The organism is Hydrogenivirga sp. (assembly GCF_056450045.1).
This window is the reverse complement of record NZ_JBWONM010000199.1, coordinates 1-19,484: the sequence shown is the minus strand read 5'-3', so window position 1 is coordinate 19,484 and position 19,484 is coordinate 1. Positions and strand designations below refer to the sequence as shown.

At 53.5% G+C, this 19,484-nt stretch carries 17 protein-coding genes; 11 read left to right on the top strand and 6 right to left on the bottom strand.

The genetic code is table 11. The features are described from left to right. From purF to gspD, 3 genes are all read right to left on the bottom strand, one after another. A partial coding sequence (gene purF, locus AC1HCM_RS08245) for an amidophosphoribosyltransferase (RefSeq protein ID WP_479461290.1) occupies positions 1 to 1,254 on the bottom strand: 1,254 nt, incomplete at its 3' end. Between the two features lie 26 nt (positions 1,255 to 1,280). After that, positions 1,281 to 1,931: a hypothetical protein gene (locus tag AC1HCM_RS08240; RefSeq protein WP_479461289.1), complete on the bottom strand. Its 651-nt coding sequence runs from the start codon at positions 1,929 to 1,931 to the stop codon at positions 1,281 to 1,283. Further along, positions 1,906 to 3,906, bottom strand: a complete 2,001-nt coding sequence (gene gspD / locus AC1HCM_RS08235; RefSeq protein ID WP_479461288.1) for a type II secretion system secretin GspD — start codon at positions 3,904 to 3,906, stop codon at positions 1,906 to 1,908. Before gspD ends, AC1HCM_RS08240 begins: the two co-directional genes overlap by 26 nt. Positions 3,907 to 3,937: 31 nt before the next feature. On the opposite strand from gspD, the gene AC1HCM_RS08230 reads away from it, so the two are divergent. Both AC1HCM_RS08230 and AC1HCM_RS08225 read left to right on the top strand, forming a co-directional pair. Then, positions 3,938 to 5,455 carry a sigma 54-interacting transcriptional regulator gene (locus AC1HCM_RS08230; RefSeq protein WP_479461287.1) on the top strand — a complete coding sequence of 506 codons (1,518 nt, stop codon included), beginning with the start codon at positions 3,938 to 3,940 and terminating at the stop codon, positions 5,453 to 5,455. Beyond that, positions 5,452 to 6,207, top strand: a complete 756-nt coding sequence (locus tag AC1HCM_RS08225; protein WP_479461286.1) for an MOSC domain-containing protein — start codon at positions 5,452 to 5,454, stop codon at positions 6,205 to 6,207. Before AC1HCM_RS08230 ends, AC1HCM_RS08225 begins: the two co-directional genes overlap by 4 nt. On the opposite strand, the gene cobA is transcribed toward AC1HCM_RS08225, so the two are convergent. The 3 genes from cobA to AC1HCM_RS08210 are packed head-to-tail and all read right to left on the bottom strand — an operon-like array spanning position 6,191 to position 10,729. Continuing rightward, positions 6,191 to 6,925: a uroporphyrinogen-III C-methyltransferase gene (cobA, locus tag AC1HCM_RS08220; RefSeq protein ID WP_479461285.1), complete on the bottom strand. Its 735-nt coding sequence runs from the start codon at positions 6,923 to 6,925 to the stop codon at positions 6,191 to 6,193. The two genes, AC1HCM_RS08225 and cobA, sit on opposite strands and share 17 nt — an antisense overlap. After that, the gene (locus AC1HCM_RS08215; protein ID WP_479461284.1) at positions 6,925 to 7,752 is read right to left on the bottom strand and encodes a formate/nitrite transporter family protein; all 828 of its coding nucleotides are present in this window, start codon (positions 7,750 to 7,752) and stop codon (positions 6,925 to 6,927) included. The genes cobA and AC1HCM_RS08215 overlap by 1 nt, the downstream gene beginning before the upstream one ends. Continuing rightward, a complete protein-coding gene (locus AC1HCM_RS08210; protein WP_479461283.1) occupies positions 7,739 to 10,729 on the bottom strand; it encodes an FAD-dependent oxidoreductase in 2,991 nt (996 codons plus the stop codon). Before AC1HCM_RS08210 ends, AC1HCM_RS08215 begins: the two co-directional genes overlap by 14 nt. 235 nt (positions 10,730 to 10,964) lie before the next feature. Here AC1HCM_RS08210 and AC1HCM_RS08205 point away from each other — a divergent pair, with 235 nt between their 5' ends. From AC1HCM_RS08205 to AC1HCM_RS08165, 9 genes are all read left to right on the top strand, one after another. Next, the gene (locus AC1HCM_RS08205; RefSeq protein ID WP_479461282.1) at positions 10,965 to 11,582 is read left to right on the top strand and encodes a P-II family nitrogen regulator; all 618 of its coding nucleotides are present in this window, start codon (positions 10,965 to 10,967) and stop codon (positions 11,580 to 11,582) included. Between the two features lies 1 nt (position 11,583). Continuing rightward, positions 11,584 to 13,005, top strand: a complete 1,422-nt coding sequence (locus tag AC1HCM_RS08200) for an MFS transporter (RefSeq protein WP_479461281.1) — start codon at positions 11,584 to 11,586, stop codon at positions 13,003 to 13,005. Further along, positions 13,002 to 14,987: a molybdopterin oxidoreductase family protein gene (locus tag AC1HCM_RS08195; protein WP_479461280.1), complete on the top strand. Its 1,986-nt coding sequence runs from the start codon at positions 13,002 to 13,004 to the stop codon at positions 14,985 to 14,987. The genes AC1HCM_RS08200 and AC1HCM_RS08195 overlap by 4 nt, the downstream gene beginning before the upstream one ends. A 4-nt stretch (positions 14,988 to 14,991) precedes the next feature. Further along, complete coding sequence (locus AC1HCM_RS08190) at positions 14,992 to 15,915, top strand: anthranilate phosphoribosyltransferase (RefSeq protein WP_479461279.1); 924 nt, start codon at positions 14,992 to 14,994, stop codon at positions 15,913 to 15,915. Positions 15,916 to 15,945: 30 nt separating this feature from the next. Further along, the gene (gene dnaN, locus AC1HCM_RS08185) at positions 15,946 to 17,037 is read left to right on the top strand and encodes a DNA polymerase III subunit beta (protein ID WP_479461278.1); all 1,092 of its coding nucleotides are present in this window, start codon (positions 15,946 to 15,948) and stop codon (positions 17,035 to 17,037) included. A gap of 11 nt (positions 17,038 to 17,048) precedes the next feature. Further along, positions 17,049 to 17,261 carry a hypothetical protein gene (locus AC1HCM_RS08180; protein ID WP_479461277.1) on the top strand — a complete coding sequence of 71 codons (213 nt, stop codon included), beginning with the start codon at positions 17,049 to 17,051 and terminating at the stop codon, positions 17,259 to 17,261. Next, complete coding sequence (locus AC1HCM_RS08175; RefSeq protein WP_479461276.1) at positions 17,254 to 18,027, top strand: LOG family protein; 774 nt, start codon at positions 17,254 to 17,256, stop codon at positions 18,025 to 18,027. Before AC1HCM_RS08180 ends, AC1HCM_RS08175 begins: the two co-directional genes overlap by 8 nt. Beyond that, positions 17,990 to 19,120, top strand: coding sequence for a metallophosphoesterase family protein (locus tag AC1HCM_RS08170; RefSeq protein WP_479461275.1), 1,131 nt, complete (start codon positions 17,990 to 17,992; stop codon positions 19,118 to 19,120). Before AC1HCM_RS08175 ends, AC1HCM_RS08170 begins: the two co-directional genes overlap by 38 nt. Before the next feature lie 9 nt (positions 19,121 to 19,129). Next, on the top strand, positions 19,130 to 19,484 hold a 355-nt coding region (locus tag AC1HCM_RS08165; RefSeq protein ID WP_479461274.1), incomplete at its 3' end, for an NAD(P)/FAD-dependent oxidoreductase.

Here is a 19,484-nt window from a genome sequence, read left to right as displayed (position 1 = left end):
CCTCCCTATCTCCTCCAGGTCCATCTGATTGGCAATGAGCTCCTCCCTTGTAGGCGTGTCTATGCCGTAGTAACAGGGTCCCACGACGGGCGGTGAGGCTATCCTCATGTGTATCTCCCTAACTCCCGCACGTCTGAGCATGTTCACAATCCTCTTTGAGGTAGTCCCCCTGACGAGGGAGTCGTCAATGACTATCACCCTCTTACCTTCAAGGACAGCCCTGTTTGGACTCAGCTTCATAAGGACCCTCAGATTCCTGAGCTCCTGGGTAGGCTCTATGAAGCTCCTTCCTACGTAGTGATTCCTTATCAGACCCATCTCAAAGGGAAGCCCCCTCTCCTCCGCATAGCCGAGGGCGGGAACGACACCGGAGTCTGGAACGGGAATTACAACGTCAGCCTCAACATCGTCCTCTCTTGCGAGCTGTCTGCCGAGTTCCTTTCTCACGTTGTAAACCCACTCCCCAAAGATGAAGCTGTCTGGTCTTGAGAAGTAAACGAACTCAAATATGCACATAGCTCTCCTTGAGCTTTTGAAGGGGTAGTAACTCCTAATCCCAGCCTCATCAACAACCACCACCTCACCGGGGGCAACCTCTCTCCAGAGCTCAGCCTCAAGGATGTCAAAGGCACAGCTCTCCGAGGCAAAGAGTATAGTCTTCCCCTTCCTCCCTATGCTGAGAGGTCTGAAGCCGTAAGGGTCCCTGCCGGCTATGAGCCTCCCCCCAAACATCATGAGGAAGCTGTAAGCCCCCTTGAGTCTTCCGAGAGCGTAGAGTATCCTTGGAAGGAAGCCCTCATCTCTTGGGTGGATGCTCACCCCTTCGGGCACACTCTCCTCACCGCTCTCAAGCAAGGCTAAGAACAGCTCCGTATCGGAGCTGTATTTGAAATCTATCCCCCTCTCCTCAAGCTCAGCCCTAAGGTTCACGTAGTTGATTATGTTCCCGTTGTGAACTACAGCCACCTCCCCGAGGGGTGTCTCTCTGACTATGGGCTGGGCGTTGATAGCTCCAGAATCTCCTGCGGTTGAGTATCTCACGTGAGCTATTGCAACACTACCCGAGAGCTGGCTAAGGTCCTCCTTGTTTATAGACTCAAGAACCCTGCCCGCCCTCTTCACCGTTCTCACCCTCTCACCGTCCCAGGAGCTTATACCCACACTCTCTTGTCCCCTGTGCTGAAGGGAGTATATCTGCAGGAAGGCGTACTGGGCAGCGTTAGGGTTGTTGAAGACTCCGGCAATCCCACACATAGCGAACGTATTAAATATATACGAAACTACCTCATCTGAACAGAAATACTGCTCAGCCTTCCCCTCAGTTGGACCGTCCCGAGGCTACCCTTGAAGCTCGCATCAACGTGGGTCTTCTCGGGGTCTTTGAGGTCCAGCCTAAGCCTTCCTCCGCCCCTGAGCTCCATACCTCCGTAAAGGAGCCTTCCCTTGAAGCTCTCCCCCTCAAAATCAAAGTCGGCGGAGTCAAGGGCTAAACCTCTGAGCTCAACACCTTCAGCCTTAAGTCTTCCCCACACACCCCTTTCTGATAGCCTAACCTCCCCCTCAAGGGATTTAAAGCCCGAGATACAGGTTGCATCCTTGAGATAGAGCTCAAGCTCCCTTCTCCAGCCGAGCCTCAAGGCGAGGCTCCCTCCACCGCACCTGCCGGAAAGACCTATCCCCAAGGGCGTGATGCTGAGGCGGAGCCTCTCCATCTGGGCGAGCCTCTCCCCTCCACGATAGAGGGTTGCCCCCTCAAAGAGAACACCGAAGGTCCTTTCCTCAACCCTCCGGGCAAAGAGGCTGAGACCAAAGCGGGACAGCAAACCGTCAAGGATAACCGCCTTTGGGAGGGAGTAGAGCAAAAAGAGGAAGGTAAGGTAGAGAAGGATTAGAACCAGGAAGGTGCTATAGATAATCTTCTTCCTCTTCATTCTCCCGCTTTTCCTCTTCTTCCTTCTTGCGTTCCTGAACCATCTCCTTCAGCTTCTCGGACATCTTCCTGTGCTCCTCCGTTATCCTGCTGAGCTCCTCAGGTGTTGATACGATGTAGGGCGTTATGAATATAAAGAGGGTGGTCTTGTCCTCCTGCCTTGTGTCCCTCCTGAAGAGCCTCCCAAGAAGGGGAATCTTCCACAGACCGGGGACGCCCTCTATGGTCTTCAGGGTCTTGGTGCTAACGAGTCCACCGAGTATAACCGTCTGACCGTTTTCAATCACGACGTCGGAGTTAACCTCCCTGTTGGAGGTTACCGGAACCGTGTAGCTGGTTGTACCTATCTGATTGGTCACGAAGTCAATTATCTCCTCAAGGGTCAGGCTTATGGTGAGGCGCAAGTTCTCTCCCGATATGCGGGGCGTTACATCAAGCTCAAGACCGACCTCCTTGTAGTCGTAGGTTATTATCGGCTGTCCGTTAATATCAAACTTGACGCCTTCGGCGTAGGGGACCACCTGACCCACCTTTATCACCGCTGGCTGGTTGTCCAAGGTGAGCACCTTGGGGTTGGAGACTATGTTGAAGCCCGAGCCGGTTTCAAGGAGGGAGAAGAGGAGAACGAGGTCGGGGAAGAAGAGGTCAACCCCTCCTACACTTATCGTCTTCCCAACGTCGGAGAAAACACCCATGAGGAAGTTCCCCGAGAGGAAGGAGCTGTATATGTCGGTAAGAGAGCTTCCCCCAAAAGAAGCTCCTCCTCTCTTGCCCAGAACCTGCCACCTTACCCCGATGTCAAGGAGGCTCCTCGTTGAAGCCTCAACCACCGTCGCCGCTATCAGAACCTGCTTCCGCCTTATGTCAAGCTTCGCTATCAGCCTCTTCAGCCCCTCATACTCGCTCCTAGTTGCGTAGGCTATTACGGAGTTAGTTCCCCTGTCAAAGCCTATCTTCATACCCTCACCCGTTGTTATGAAAGGAATGCTCCCCTGCTGCACAGGTTTAGGCTTAGGAGGTTTCCCTTTCCCCCTGACTCCCGTAGGTGGGGGAGCTGGCTTGGGCCTTGCCCTATGCGGTGGTTGGGTTCTGAGCCTTCCCTTTCCTCCCAAGAGGCTCTGGAGGGTTTCCGAGAGCTCCTCGGCAGAGACAAAGCTCAGGGGTATTATGTAAAAGCTCCTCTTCTCTGAAGCAACGCTCTCTGTGTCTATCTCCTTAAATATCGCACCTATGGTAGCCTGAACGTCCCGGGGAGCAAAGACCACGAGGGCGTTGGCTTCCGTGCTCGCCGAGACAACTATGGGTGAGCCGAACCTCTTGGTGAAGGCGGTGTTGAGGGAGGACACTATCCTCTGACCATCCTTGACCGAGAGGTATCTCAGCCTGTAAACCCTGACCTCACCCTCAACCTCCGGCTTGTCTATGCGGGTGAGGATGTCGCGAGCCTTCTTTATGTTCTCCCCCACGTCCGCCACTATCAGAGAGTTGGAGGGAGAGTGAACGGAGACCCTCGCAAAGGGAGAAAGGAAGGGTCTTACGGAGTTCATCGCAGTCTGGGCATCGGTGTGCCTCAGGTTAAACACAAGTAAGGCAAGTTCCCCTTTGGCGGGCTTTTTCCTGAGCTGAGCAACCGTGATAGCTTCGTTCAAAGGTAGAACCTTGACCGTCTTATCGGTCTCCACGACACCAAAGCCCTGCATGAAGAGAGCTGAGGTGAATACATCCCAAGCCTCCTTTATCTTCAAAGGCTTAGTAAAGACAAGGGTTACCTTTCCCCTGACAGCAGGGTCAACGACCACGTTCTTTCCAACGAGCTCACCCATAAACAGAGCAAGTTCCTTGACATCCGTGTTCTGGAAGTTGAGCAGGACCTCTCCCTTCCTCTTTGCCTCCTCTACGAGCCTCTCCCTCTCACCGGCTGTAAGTCCCCAAGAAAGGGCTATCAGAAAGAGCAGAAAAGCCACCACCCTGTTCATCTTTTCTCCTGAGTATTATATTTTCCCTTGTATGAATACGAAGCTTGAGCTTGAGACCCTCTACGAGGTCAGCAAGGCACTCTCCTCATCCCTGAACATAGAGGCAACAGTGCCTTACATACTCAGGCTTCTGAAGAAGCTCATGGGCTTTGACAGGCTCACCCTCACCCTCTACGACCCCTCTACAGACCAGATAGTTGTCAGGGCAACCTCCTCGGGGAGCCTTCGGGGGGACGGCTTCAAGAGAGGGGAGGGTATAACGGGAAAGGTCTGGAAGTACGGTATACCCATGGTCGTGCCGGACATATCCGAGGAGCCGGAATTCCTCAACAAGCTCTGGAAGAGGAAGAACCTTAGGGGAAAGAAGATAGCCTTCATAGCGGTGCCCATAAAGAGCGGAGGTAAGGTGGTGGGAGTTCTCAGCGCGGACAGGGAAGTTTCGGGAAAGGAGTCCCTTGATGAGCTCACCCGCTTCTTGAACATGGTCGCCACCCTTATAGCCAACAGCTTCTCCCTTGAGAGAAAGGTTCATGAGGAGAGGGAGGACCTGGAGAGCGAGAAGAAGGCTCTTGAGATGGAGATAAAGAGGGTTTACGGGGAGCTGAAGGTGGAGGGGATAGTCGGCAGGAGCAGGCAGATACAGGATGTCCTCAGCCTCGTTCACAGGGTTGCCCCGACAAACGCTACAGTCTTGCTGAGGGGGGAGAGCGGGGTCGGAAAGGAGGTCTTTGCAAGAGCTATCCATTTCTTGAGCCCGAGGGCTGACAAACCCTTCGTAGCTGTAAACTGCGCAGCCATACCCGAAAACCTCTTAGAGGCGGAGCTCTTTGGCTACGAAAAGGGAGCCTTCACTGGGGCTTACGGGACCAAGAAGGGAAAGTTTGAGCTTGCCAGCGGTGGGACTCTCTTCCTTGACGAGATAGGGGACCTCCCTCCCCACCTTCAGGTGAAGCTCCTGAGGGTTCTTCAGGAGAAGGAGGTGGAGAGGCTTGGGGGAAGCAAGCCCATAAAGGTTGATGTCAGGATAGTTGCGGCTACCAACAGGAACTTGGAGGAGATGATAAAGGAGGGGAGCTTCAGGGAGGATCTCTACTACAGGCTCAGCGTCTTCCCCATATTCATACCACCCCTGAGGGAGAGGAAGGAGGACATACCAGCCCTCGTAAAACACTTCCTCTCAGTGTTCGGAAAGGAGTACGGGAAGGAGGTCAAGGTGTCCCCCGAGGTCATGGACGCCTTCATGTCCTACAGCTGGCCCGGAAACGTAAGGGAGCTCCAGAATGTGGTTGAGAGGATGGTGATCCTTGACACGGACGGAGTGCTCACAGAGGAGGAACTCCCCAAGGAGCTTAGGAGAGATATACCTGTTCAGAGGGAGTTAAAGGGTGTGTCCAACGGAACGTCAATATGGGACATGGAGAGGAGGCTGATAGAGGAAGCTCTCAGGGAGAGCGGTTTTGTTATAAAAGAGGCTGCCAAGAGGCTCGGGATGACCCCAAGACAGGTCAGCTACAGGATAAAGAAGTACGGTGTAAAGTTACCCCGATGAAAGAAAGAGCCTATCTATCAAAGATTCTTCTCTATCCGATAAAGGGGCTTGACCCCGTTGAGGTGGAGGAGGCGAGGCTCACACCCACAGGCTCTCTGGAGCACGACAGGGAGCTTGCCCTCTTTGATGAGGAGGGGAACCCCGTAAGCGGTAAGAGGGAGAAGAGGATTCACGAGATAAGGAGCAGTATTGACCTCTCCACAGGCGTCGTGAGCCTCCTTTACAGGGGGAAGACCCACGAGTTCACCATTGAGGAGACGAGGGCTATGGAGGATTTCTTCTCGGAGATCTTCGGCTACAGGGTTCATCTCAGGAGGGACGAGGGAGGCTTTCCCGATGATAGAAGAGCCCACGGACCTACATTGGTGAGCAGAGCAACCCTAAGAGAGGTAGCGAGCTGGTTCGGTCTTGAGGAGGAGAACGCAAGAAGGCGCTTCAGGACCAACTTGGAGATTGAGGGTGTCCCACCCTTCTGGGAGGATCAGCTCTTGGGGAAGAGGTTTGCAGTAGGGGAGGTAGTTATGGAAGGAAAAGGGATATCAAAGAGGTGCCCAGTCCCCACGAGAGACCCCTTCAGCGGAGAGGTGACGAATAGCTTTGTAAAGACCTTCGTGGAGAAGAGGAAGGAGACTATGCCGAGCTGGTCCCCGAGGGAGGCTTTTTCGGACACCTACTACAGGCTGTGCCTGAACACCTCAGTTCTTGAAGGGAGCATGGTAAGGGTGGGAGACGAGCTCAGGCTGATAGGTTAGCGCCCAGAAGGGACCTCAGCTCCTCCCCTATCCTGACCACAGAACCGACTATCATAACGGCGGGAGTGTTCACCTGAGGAGGCTCCTTTGAGAGTTCCAGTAGGTTTGTAAAGATAACCCTCTCCTCCGGGGTGGTAGCCTTCTCCACAAAGGCGACGGGCTCATAGGGGTCCCTACCAGAGTTCAAGAGCTGAAGGGCTATCTTCTGCCTGTTCTTTACCCCCATGAGAACTACGAGGGTATCAATACCTCTGAAGGAGGACCAGTCTATCTCCCTGTTCGGGTGACCGTTCACTATGGCGACTGAGGAAGAAACGCCTCTGTGGGTAAGGGGTATGTTGGCTGAGGTGGGGGCTGCGAGGGCAGAAGAAAGCCCCGGAACCACCTCAACTTCAACACCTCTGTTCCCCAGATAGAGGAGCTCCTCCCCTCCCCTTCCGAATATGAAGGGGTCACCTCCCTTCAGCCTGACCACACTATCGTAAACCTTTGAGAACCTGTAGAGGAGTTCGTTTATCTCCTCCTGAGATATTGAGTGCCTTCCGTCCCTCTTCCCAACGTAAACCTTTAGGCAGTCGGGCTTAGCTATGTTCAGGACCTCCCTGCCAACCAAGGCATCGTAGAGGATTACGTCCGCCTCACTCAGGAGCCTGTGAGCCCTCAGGGTGAGGAGCTCCGGGTCACCGGGACCAGCACCGACTATGTAAACCTTCCCCATCAGGCAACCTCCTCCACAACGGAGGGCTCTACCTCCTTCTCCCTCTTCCCGTGGGTGACGTAGAGGGCAAGTCCTGTGAAGGTCAGCCCTCCAACTATGTTCCCTAAGGTAACGGGTATCTGGTTCCAGAACCACCACTCATAGAGACCTATGTTAGCCCCGAAGAGCATGCCTGTCGGCATCAGGAACATGTTCACGACGGCGTGCCCAAAGCCGAGGGCGAAGAAGGTCAGTATGGGAAGCCACATGGCTGCTATCTTGCCTATAACGTGCTGGGCTGTCATAGCCATAACCGCTCCGAGGGTAACCATCCAGTTGCACAGGATCGCCTTCACTATGGCGACGGTCCAGCCGTCAAGGAAGCCGAGCTTCGCGTAGCCGAGGGTGTTCGCTTCAGCCACCTTGGCTATCATCTTTCCCACAACGGGCTCCGGGACAGAACCCATCTTGGTAGCAGCTATGTAGAAGAGGAAGCCGTAGAAGGCTGTCCCCAGAAGGTGTCCCACGTAAACCCAGCTCCAGTTATAGAGCAAACGACCGAAGGTCGTCCTCTTCTCCAATAAAGCCAGAGGAACTAGGGCGAAGTTGCCGGTGACAAGCTCAAGTCCGAGAAGCACTATCATTACGAAGCCGAGGGGAAAGACGAGAGAACCAACTATCCTCATATCCGTCTGAGCAATAGCTGAAAAGGCAACGGTCACAACGTAGCCCAGCAGTGAGCCTGCCAGGAAACCCCTCACTAGAAGGTGCTTTGCGGAGAGCCCAGCCTTGTATGCTCCCGCCTGAATCATCTGCTCAACAACAGCTTCAGGCTTAACGTACCCCATGTTCAACCTCCTTTAGTAGATTTATCAAGACAGCCCTCAGGTTATCGGGACCTACCCTCTGGGCGAAGTCTGCAAAGCTCTCCCCCTCTTCCCTGTTCTCCAAGTAGTAGGAGACAAGAAGCTGAGAGGACTCCTTTACCCTGTCCAAGGGAAGACCCTGGAGGAGCTTGTACCCCTCCTTGTCTGTTGAGCCTCCCACAAAGACATCAACGGCGAGAACAGCCTCATCCCCGACCTTGGTCTTCGTACCTACGAAGCCTATATCACCGCATCCGTGCTGTCCACAGCCCTTGGCACATGCGGACCAGTGCATCCTAAGGGGCATGTCAAGCTTCAGGCTGTTTGATAGGTGGGTAGCCACCTCAACCGCATCGCTCTTGTTGGGGATAACGCCAAAGCCGCAGGTATCGCTTCCAGCACAGGCTATCAGGTGGGTCATGAAGGGAGAGCTGACGGTAGGATACCTCTCAAAGAACTCGTCGCCAAGGAGAGGGTCAAGGTTCTCCTCCGGAACGTTGGGTATGAAGAGGTTTTGATAAACAGAGAGCCTCAGCTCCCTGCTTCCATACTTCCTTGAGAGCTCAGCCGCTCTCCTGAGATCCTTCGCCTTTATCTTACCCGCAGGCACGACCGCACAGACAGCAAAGGTGCCGTTCCTGAGGTTCACTATTCCTTCTCTCTCTCCTCTGCTGTTCACGAGATCCTCTCCCTTTTGGGGCATAGCTTTGTAGAGCCTCTGCTCTATCTCCTCCCTGAACCTGTCCACACCCCACTCTTGCAAGAGGAAGAAGAGCCTGTTCTTGCTCCTGTTCTCCCTATCACCGAAGGTGGTGTAGATGTCAAAGATGGTCTTGCAGAGGTCGGGAACTTCGTAAGGTTCCACGAAGAGGTTCATATCAACCGCCTTCACGGGTCCTCCCGAGCCTATCTTCCCGCCAAGGTAGAGGTTAAAGCCGAGCTTTCCCTCCTTCTCAGCGAGGTAAAGACATATATCGTTGAACATCGCATTTATGCAGTCCCTCTGGGAGCCGAGGATAGCCACGTTGAACTTCCTCGGCAGGTCTGCATACTCTCTCTTTCCCAAGAAGGTGGAGGTAACGTCCTTCGTAAGCCTGAGGGTGTCTATAAGGGAGTCCTCCGCAAGACCCGTTAAGGGGTCTCCCGTGACGTTCCTTATGTTGTCCATACCTGTCTGGAGGGTTGTGAGTCCTACGCTACTCAGAGCGTTTAATATCTCGGGGAGGTTGGAGAGCTCTATCCACCTTATCTGGAGCTGTTGACGGGAGGTTATCTCAACTTCGCCTCTGCAGAACTTCTCCGAGAGGTGGGAGACCACCTTTGCCTGTTCGTAGGTCAGCCTCCCGTTGGGAACCCTTATCCTGACCATGAAGTAGCCGGGTGTTGCCTTCCTGTAAAAGATTCCGTACCACTTGAGCCTTACATCCCTGTCGTCTTCAGGTATCTTCTCCCAGTCTCCCTCTTCAAAGTACCTCTCCATCCTCCTTCTGAATTCATCCTCAAAGGGATGGAGCTCCTTCTTGATAACCTCAATCTTGTTTACCCTCTTGGGTTTCTCCTTTACATACTGCCTGAGTATCTGCTCAACGAGCTCTGAACAGCTACCGCAGGAGGTTGAAGCCTTCGTCATGTTCTGGATATCCTCAAGGCTCTTTGCTCCTCCCTCAAGTATCGCCTTCACTATCTCACCCTTAGTAACCGCGTTGCAGTTGCAGACGATATCGCTGTCCTTGAGCTCCTGAACCTCCGTAATGCCTGTTGGCACTATGTGTTTTATGAGGAAGAAGGGACGTTCAGAGCTTATGTCCTCTTTTCTCTTTATGAGGTCAAGGAGGTAGCTGTTCCCCCTTATGTCACCGTAGAGAACCGTTCCAACGAGCCTGCCGTCCCTTACGACCGCCTTCCTGTATATCCTCTCCCCGTTGTCCAGAAAGGATATGACCTCATCCCCTTCCTTCTCCCTGAACTCCCCTCCGGAGAAGAGGTTTATGCCTGCCACCTTCAGCATGGCGTAATCCACGGAGCCTTCGTACTTTTTCTCATTTCCGTGGACGAGGTTGTGGGCGCAGACCTTTACCTGTTCCATTATGGGGGCGACGAGACCAAAGGTCTTACCTCTGTGCTCAACGCACTCACCCACTCCATAGACGTCGCTTGCGGAGGTCTCCATGTAGTCGTTCACAACTATCCCCCTCCTCACGAGAAGACCCGACTTCTCACCCACTTCGGTGTTGGGACGTATGCCGGTTGCGAGCACGACTATATCGGCGGGGAGCTCCTCCCCATCGGAAAATCTCACCCCCTCCGCCTTCCTGTCGCCGAGTATCTCCTCCGTGTTCTTCTTCAGGAGGACCTTTATCCCCATACTCTCCAGGTCCTCCCTGAGGAGCTCAGAGGCTGTCTTATCAAGCTGTTGTTCCATGAGGGTATCAAGAAGGTGAACGAGGAACACCTTAAGACCTATGTCCCTGAGAGCCTTAGCCACCTCAAGACCCAGCAGTCCCCCACCTATGACCACCGCTCTCTCGGAAACCCTCGCCAGGTCAAGTATCCTGAAGACGTCCTCAGCTGTCCTGTAGGTGAAGACCCCCTTCTTGCGTGTTCCCTTTATGGTGGGAGGGATGAAGGGCTTGCTTCCCGTTGCTATGACCACCTTATCGTAGTTGTGTATCTCCCCACTCTCGGTTACGAGGAACTTCTTTGCAGGAAAGATCCTGTCAACCCTCTTCCCTACCTCAAGCCTTACACCCTTTTCCTCGTACCACTGCCACCTCTTGATGTATATCTCGCTCAGCATCTTCCTGCCGGCGAGGACGTCGGTTATGAGTATTCTGTTGTAGCCGATGTACCTCTCCTCTCCAAAGACCTGTATCCTCACGTCCTTCCCCTCAGAAAGGCGGAGGACCTCCTCAACGAGGGCAGTACCAGCTATACCGTTTCCCACCACAGCGATCTTCATATCCATCAACCTCCACTTTGTGCTTGCAATAAGCATGCCAAAAGGGAAAGCTGGCTTCTCCGTGGGGAAAGGGAAAACCGAGGACAAAATCCCCCTACAATTTTGTTCATTCATCTACAATTTTGTGGCTACAAATTTGTCGCTCCATTGGTGGTGATAAACGAAGATCCCTTCGGATAAGGGATAGGGAAGGGAGGGTGTCTATTGGCACGCAACTTGCATATAAGGGGGCAGGATGGTTGAGGTTTTCGCCGTTGTCAGGAAGGAGAAGTCCAACGAGCTCAAGAAGGCTCTCGCTAAAGAGGGGATAGAGTACGTGTCTTGGCTCGTTAAAGGAAGAGGAAGGGAAGGTGGTCTAAGCTACAAGGGAATAGTCAGGAAGAGGGTTGTGATGCCCTTCCTCCCGAAGGTGGCTTTTTCAATCTTCGTAGAGAAAGGATGGGAAGAGCTCGTAGGACTGATAATTGAGAGGGTTCACACCGGAGCCTACGGAGACGGAAAGGTCTTCCTTATAAAGGAAGAGGAGGATAGCACCATGAAGATGGTAAAGGCGATCTTAAGACCCGAGAGGGTCTACGACGTTGTTAAGGAGCTTGAGAAGAAGGGCTTTAAAGCCCTCACGATGTGGGATGTTCTTGGAAGGGGTAAGGAGGGAGGCATCCAGGTAGGAGAGACGCCTTACGATGAGCTCGCAAAGACCATGCTTCTCATAGCTGTTGAGGATAAGGATGTGGAGAAGGTCGTGAAGACGATAATGGACTCTGCAAGGACGGGTGCCTACGGAGACGGAAAGGTGTTTGTATGCAACCTCTCCGAGGTGTGGACAATAAGGACCAAGGAAAGGGGGCCCTGACATGCTCGGCAGGAGTTTTGAAGCTATAAAGAGCGGGAACTGGAAGGCTCTTATCGCAAGCTTTATATACTTTGACCACTCTTTCAGCATCTGGCTGCTGCTCGGTGCCCTCGGACCCTTTATAGCTGAGGAGCTTGGTCTGAGCGGTGCCCAGAAAGGGTTTATGGTGGCTGTACCGGTGATAGCAGCCGCCATCCTCAGGATCAACTTCGGGCACATGTTCCAGTACATAGATGGGAAAAGGATAGCCATCATGGGAATCCTCCTCTCCTCAATCCCCCACATCTACATGCTCCTTAGGGGCTTTGAGGTTTCCTATAGAGACCTGCTCTGGATGGGCGTTCTCCTCGGTGTTGCAGGGGCGAGCTTCGCTGTGGCTCTCCCTATGGCTGGAAGTAACTACCCAAGGGAGGTTCAAGGGCTTGTTCTGGGACTTGCAGCTGCGGGGAACATAGGGGCTGTCCTTGACGGGCTTCTGTTCCCACCTTTAGCTAAAGCCTTCAGCTGGCAGTGGGCTTTCACCCTTTCACTCCTTCTTTTGGGTATAGCCCTCATCTTTGTCCTCCTCTGGGCAAAGGACAACACGAAGAAAACCGAAGGGAAGGGGCTCTACCCTCTGACTTCCTTCTTCCTAACCCTTGGATTCTTAGTCCTCATAGCCATAGGTTTCTCTGAGGGGTGGCTTGGGGTCGGCGGCAACGCTGGAAAGCTCCTGATACCTGTGTTGGGTACCGCCTTTGCCGTATTACTCATGCCAGCCTCCTTCAAGAGGGTCTTCCTTGAGAGGGACACGTGGGTGATGATGCTCGCCTACTCTGTTACCTTCGGTGGCTTTATGGGTATGTCCTCCTACGTAGCGATGCTCATGAGAGATGTTTACGGGATTTCAAAGGTTGAGGCGGGCATGCTTATGTCCCTCTTTGCCTTTACTGGAGCGATGATAAGACCCCTCGGTGGCTACATAGCTGACAGGGTCAGCGGGGCAACAGCCCTACTCTACTTTCTCGGAGGTATAGGTCTGGTCAATCTGCTCTTCTTCCTCTTCATTCCACCCCTCCTCCTCGGGGTGCTCCTGTTCCTAACCCTCTATACCTTCTACGGACTTGGGAACGGGGCTGTCTTCCAGCTCGTTCCCCACAGGTGGCCCCACCAAACGGGTCTCATGACGGGGATAATAGGCGCCGCCGGTGGTATAGGAGGGTTCTACCTACCAACGGTCAACGGGATGGTCTTTGAGGCAACTGGCACCTACTCCTTAGCCTTTGCCCTCTTCGGGAGTATAGCCTTTGCCTGTCTGCTCCTCGTAAAGCTCCTTCACGCAAGGTGGATGGAGTGGGCTTACGTGATGTACGACTACGAAAAGGAGAAGCTCTCTGGCATTGACCCGAAGAGCGGAAGGGTTGTTATGGAGCTCGCGGGATGAGTAATTTCCAGTGTCCCTACTGCGGTGTAGGCTGTGGTCTTTACATAGACGAAAGAGGCAGGGTTAGGGGTGATTACGAGCATCCAGCCAACAGAGGGGACCTGTGTAAGAAGCCCCTTTACCTACCCAAGGTCTTTGAGACCGGCAGAGTTGGCAAGCCCGCCTTAAGGAAAGAGAAAGGTTTTATTGAGGTGAGCTGGGAAGAAGCCTACAGGGTACTTACAGAAAAGTTAGAGGTGCTCAAGCCCGAAGAGCTTTACTTTTACATCTCTGGACAGCTCCTGACCGAGGACGTTTACGTAATCAACAAGCTCGTAAAGGGCTTCCTGAAGACCAACAACATAGACTCAAACTCAAGGCTCTGCATGGCGAGTGCCGTCTCCGCTTACAAGATAGCCTTCGGCTCAGACGGAGTCCCCTGCACTTACGAGGACATTGACGATTCCGATACCTTCCTGTTCGTGGGCTCAAACGCGGCGATTGCCCACCCCATTCTATTCAAGAGAGTCCTCAAGAGGAGAAGGGAGGAGAAGGTACTCCTCATAACGATTGACCCCGTGGAGACGGAGACAGCTCGCAAGAGCGATATCTTCATCCAGATAAGAGCCGGGACGGATACAGCCTTCTTCAACTCCGTTCTATGGGTTCTCTACAAAAAGGGCTGGATAGATTGGGACTTTGTCCATGAGCATACAGAGGGCTTTGAGAGCGCCCTTGAGGAGGCTAAGAAGTTCCCTCCGCCCGTCGCCTCCAAGATATGTGGGGTTAAGGAAGAGGATATACTCCTCGTCGCCCAGGCTTTTCACCAAAGCAGGAAGCTCATCTCCTTCTGGTGTCAGGGGCTGAACCAGTCGGTAAACGGTGTTATGAAGAACCTGTCCCTTTTGAACCTCCATCTCGCAACGGGGCGCCTCAACGGAAGGGGGTGCCCCTTCTCCCTAACGGGGCAGCCGAACGCCATGGGAGGAAGAGAGGTCGGCTACCTGAGCTCCGGACTGCCGGGCTACCGGGACGTAAGGAGCAAGGAGGACAGGGAGTTCATTGAAGCCTTCTGGAAGACCGAAGGGATAAAGCCAGAGCCGGGACCGACCATAACGGAGGCTATAGAGCTGATGCTTGAGGGGAGGATAAAGTTCCTGTGGGTTGTCGGAACTAACCCGGCGGTCTCCCTGCCAAAGCTTGGCAAGGTAAGGAAAGCTCTCAAAGAGGTGTTCCTCGTAGTTCAGGACGCTTACTGGAATGACACCTGCAGCCTTGCAGATATAGTCCTTCCTGCAGCCCAGTTGGGAGAGAAGGAGGGTGTTATGACGGGTTCGGACAGGACCCTGACCCTCTGCGGTAAGTTTAGAGAGCCATGCCAAGAGGCGAAGCCCGACTGGGAGATATTCACAGAGCTCGCCAGAAGATTGGGCTTTGAGGAAGCCTTCCCCTACAGGAAGGTGGAGGATATATTTGAGGAGTTCAAGGAATCCACGAGGGGAAGGCTCTGCGATATGACAGATATAGATTACAAAAGTCTTCCCAAGAGGTGGGGCGAGAGGTGGCTTTACAGAGATATGAAGTTCAGCACGCCCTCCGGGAAAGCGAGGTTTAGTCCGGCTTTCTTTGAGCTGCCACTGCTGGAGGGCGATTTTATCCTGATAACGGGGAGGCTGAAGAATCAGTGGCACACGATGACGAGGACGGGAAAGTCCCCCGAACTTCTGAAGGGAGAGGTACCCCCCTTCGTCCTGATGAACCCCGAGGACGCCGACTCCTTGGGGGTTGAGGAGGGGGACACTCTCAGGCTGATATCTGGTAAGGCTGCGGTTGAGAGGGTGGTCCGCATAGGGAATGTGAAGAGAGGGCACCTGTTCTCCCCCTTCGGCTATCCCGAAGAGTTCGGAGAGCCCATAAACACTCTAACCGAAGACAGGACAGATCCCATATCAAAGGAACCCGACCTCAAGTACACAGGGGTAAGGGTTGAGGTTCTAAAATAGAGGGATGGACTTCATCAGGAAGCTCACCAAACTCCAGGGAAATCTTCAGGACCTTACGGAAGAAGAGGCTTACCTACTGGCAAAGTCCATGCTCGGGAGTGATATATCGGACATCAAGACCGCAGCCCTTCTGACAGCGATGAGGATTAAGGGAGAGAGTGAGGAGGAGCTGCTGGGGATAATCAGGGCACTAAGGGAGAGGCTAAAGCCCCTGCCCCCAAAGCCTTCCTATCTTGACCTCTCCCTGAACTACGACGGAAAGGTGAAGACCCTTTATATACTGCCATCCGCCTTGGTCCTTGCCAGAAGGTGCGGGCTGAGGATGACCTACCACTGGGCTGAGGAAGTCCCCGCAAAGATGGGCACAACCCTCTGGTCAGTTCTTGAGAGGCTGGAGCTCATAGACAGAGACCTTGTCTCTGTAGCCTATCAGAGGGAGTTTGCCCCCGAGCTCTACGCCCTGCTCCACCTAAGAAGGGAGCTCGGTTTCAGAACCTTCTTCAATGTTGTTGAGAAGCTCCTAAACCCCTTCAGCTGCAGCTACCTAATTAGCTCCCTCTTCCACAAGCCTTACTTTGAGAAGCTTTCAAATATCTGTAACAGGCTTGGTCTTGAGAGGTACGCCCTCATAAAGGGCGTGGAGGGTGGCATAGAGCCTTACACCGACAGACCCACCTTTTACATCCTGTCGGAGGGTGAGATCTCAAAGATTGACCCCTTAAGGCTGGGCATAAAGCTACCTAAGAAGGTTGAGACCGAGAGGGTCCTTGAGGAATCGGTTGAGCTCAACAGGGAGGTGCTGGAGGGAAGGGCTCCGGAGGAGTACGTGAACTGGGCTTGCCTGAGTGCAGGGCTCTTGCTGACAGCAGGAGGGCTTTCCCCGAGCCCAGAGGAAGGTTTTGAGATGGCTAAGGGGGCTGTAGGGTAAAATAGAACTCAGTTCTGCCGGAGGGAAAGGATGAAGTTAGAGCTTGACAGGGAGGAGTTTGAAGAGGCTCTGAAGAAGGCACGGGAGGCGACTGAGAAGAAATCAGCCCTTCCCATACTTACTAACTTCCTTCTAACAGCCGAGGGAGAGAGGGTAGTCATAAAAGCCACAGACCTTGAGAACTACCTTATCCTGAGCCTGAAGGCGGATGTTCAGGAGCCGGGCTCGGTGTGTGTGAGCTCAAGAAGCCTATCGGATATAGTTAGAAACCTGAACTCAGCCATAATCCATCTGTCAACGGAGGGCGACAAGCTCGTCATAGTTGGAGGCAGAAGCAGGTTCAAGCTTCCCACAGTATCTCCCGAGGACTTTCCCGAGTTTCCGGAGGTGATTGAGGGAGAGGAGGCTATACCGGGCAATCTCATACTCAAGGGGATAAGCAAGACCGAGTACGCTATAGCCAAGGAGGAAACCCGCATATCCCTTCAGGGTATGTACATGAAGGGGCACGAGGGGAGGGTTCACTTCGTTGGTTCAGACGGGCACAGGTTAGCCCTCTACGAACCCGAAGGGTCCTTCCCCTACGAGCTGCTTATACCGAGGAAGAGCCTGAAGGTGGTTCAGAGGCTCCTGACTGGAATTGAGGATGTCAGGGTAGCCAAGAGCGAGGACGGGAGCTTTGCCTACTTTACAACAGAGGAATGGAAGCTGATAGTAAGGCTCCTTGAGGGGGAGTACCCCGACTACCTTGCGGTCATACCCAAGGAGTTTTCCGCAGAGGTGCTGGTGGACGTTGATGAGACCAAGAGAGCACTGAAGAGGCTCGCAGGGCTGTCGGAAGGTAGGGTCTTCCCGGTCAAGATAACCCTATCGGACAACATGGCTGTCCTTGAGTTCATGGACCCGGAGTTCGGTGAGGGCAGGGAGGAGCTGGACGTTGATTACGTGGGAGAGACCTTTGAGATAGGTTTCAACGGAAGGTATCTGATAGAAGCCCTTGATGCCCTTGACTCGGAGAAGGCATGGCTAAAGTTCACCACGCCTGACACGGCAGCTCTCTTGGAGTCCGACGACTACGAGAAGGACCCCTACAGATGTATAATTATGCCCATGCGCGTTTGAGGGGGAAGCGAATGAAAAACCTTTACATATTCCTCGCCGTTCTCCTACTCTTCTCACCAGCTCTCAGTTTGGGAAGTAAGAAGACTTACGTTGCCAAGAGCAAGAAGAGTGTCAAGAGCAAGAAGAAAAAGAGGGTCTATATAAGGAAGTACCCAGTGAGGTCAAACCTGATTAGGGGAGATGAGCTGAAGCTTCAGGAGATGCTCAAAGACATCTATGAGTAAGGAAAGCCTGCGCATAATTGAGGAGCTTAAGCTAAGACAGGGGGACACCTGGCGGGTTCTGAAGATAATGAGCGAGTTCGTCCAGGGCTTTGACGAGCTCGCCCAGGTGGGTCCGGCGGTCACCTTCTTCGGGAGTTCAAGGAGCAGGGAAGAGGACAAGTACTACAGACTCGCCTATGAGACAGCCTTCAACCTCGGTAAGCTTGGCTACACGATAATAACCGGTGGGGGACCCGGAATAATGGAGGCAGCCAACAGAGGAGCCCACGACAGCGGGACCCTCTCCGTAGGGCTCAACATTGAGATACCGAGGGAGCAGCACCCGAACAAGTACCAGAACCTTTCACTGAAGTTTGATTATTTCTTCGTTAGAAAGGTTATGCTCATAAAGTACTCCTTGGCTTACGTAATATTCCCTGGGGGCTTTGGAACCTTTGACGAGCTCTTTGAAGCGCTCACACTGATACAGACCGGCAAGAGCTACAGGTTTCCCCTCATACTCTTCGGGAGCGAGTACTGGAAGCCCCTGCTGAGCTATATGGAGGAGGTTATGGTCAGGTTTGGAACTATAGACAGGGAGGATATAGACCTTCTTAGCCTCACCGACGACCCCCACGAGGTCGTTGAGATGATATATAAGAGAAGCAGGGAAAAGTACCACTTCCTTGAGGAGTACTACGGTGAAGAGACGAGCTTTATGAAGAAGCTGAGGAGGATACTGAAGAATCATGAGGTTCATACACATATCAGACCTTCACGCGGGTAAGACTCTCGGAAAGGTCAGCAGGAATCCAGACCTTGAGTACGCCCTCTCCCAGGTCCTGGACGTAGTGAGGGAGGAGGGGATAGGTCTCGTCCTCATAGCAGGAGACGTCTTTGATAAAGCAAACCCAGACAACGAATCCAAGGAGCTCATCTTTGACTTCTTCCTGAAGCTAAAGGACGCGAAGACCGAGGTTGTTGTGATCGCAGGAAACCACGACAGCTACGACTTCATGAAGAGCATAAAGGGTCTCACGAGGCTTGCCAACGTCCACATCTACGATAGACCCAGCAGGGAGAACTTCCTATACTCCTACGGGGAGCTCAAGGTCGCCTGTCTCCCTTACCCTTCGGAGAGGGTCCTAACATCGGCAGACGAGGAGGCAAAGAAAAGCTACGCTGACCTCGTAGGCAGGTTCATATCCTTCCTCGCCCAGCAGGTAAAGGAAAGCAGGCACAAGGTTCTTCTTGCTCACCTCTTCGTTGCGGGCTCAAAGTACACGAAGACCGAGAAGGAGGCTACAGTCACCCAGCACTACGCCGTTCAGCCTGCCAGCCTCAGTGATACCTTTGACTACGTTGCCCTCGGGCACGTCCACAGATACCAGAGGATAGAGAACGCCCCCACCTACGCCTACTACACGGGCTCCCTCTACCAGCTTGACTTCTCGGAGGCTGGGGACAGGAAGTTCTTCAACGTAGTTGACCTGAGCGAGGGACAGCCCAAGATTGAAAAGGTTGAGCTCAGCCTCAAGAACCCCCTCAGAGTCATTGAGACGAGTCAGAGCACCCTCCTTAATGAGCTTGAGAGCATAAAGGATACTCCCGGCTATCTGAAGCTTATCCTTAAGGTAGAGGACACCACAGGACTTCCCCTCCTGATTGAGAAGCTCAGGGAGGAGGTGGGTGAGAGGCTCATAAAGATAGAGCAGATAAGGGACGAGAGGGATAGAGAGCTATCCCCCGTAGAGGAGGGTCCATTGAACCCCCTTGAGCTATACAGGGAGTACCACAGAACCGCCTACGGTTCCGAGCTCTCTCAGGAGCTTGAGAAGAAGTTCTTAGAGCTCCTCAGGAGGGCTGAGGAGGATTTATAATATCTCTCCATGAGGTACGACGTGATAATCGTTGGAGGCGGTGCCTCCGGTCTGTCCTGTGCCCTCACCTTAGCCTCCGCCCAGGGAAGGGGCTGGGAGTGGGCTGAGAACAGGAGATACCTCATTCTTGATACCGGAAGGTCGGACATGAACAGGGCTCTCTTTAACAACGTCCCGGGCATACCCATGGGAACAAAGGGCAGGGAGCTTCTGGACAGGATAAGGGAGCAGATAAAGTCTTATGGAGGCGTTGACTTCCTTGAGGACGAGGTGATAGAGATCTCGGGTAGGAAGGGAGAGTTTAAGGTGAGGACAAGGGGCGGTAGGGAGATTGAGGGTGACTACGTTGTGCTGGCAAGCGGTT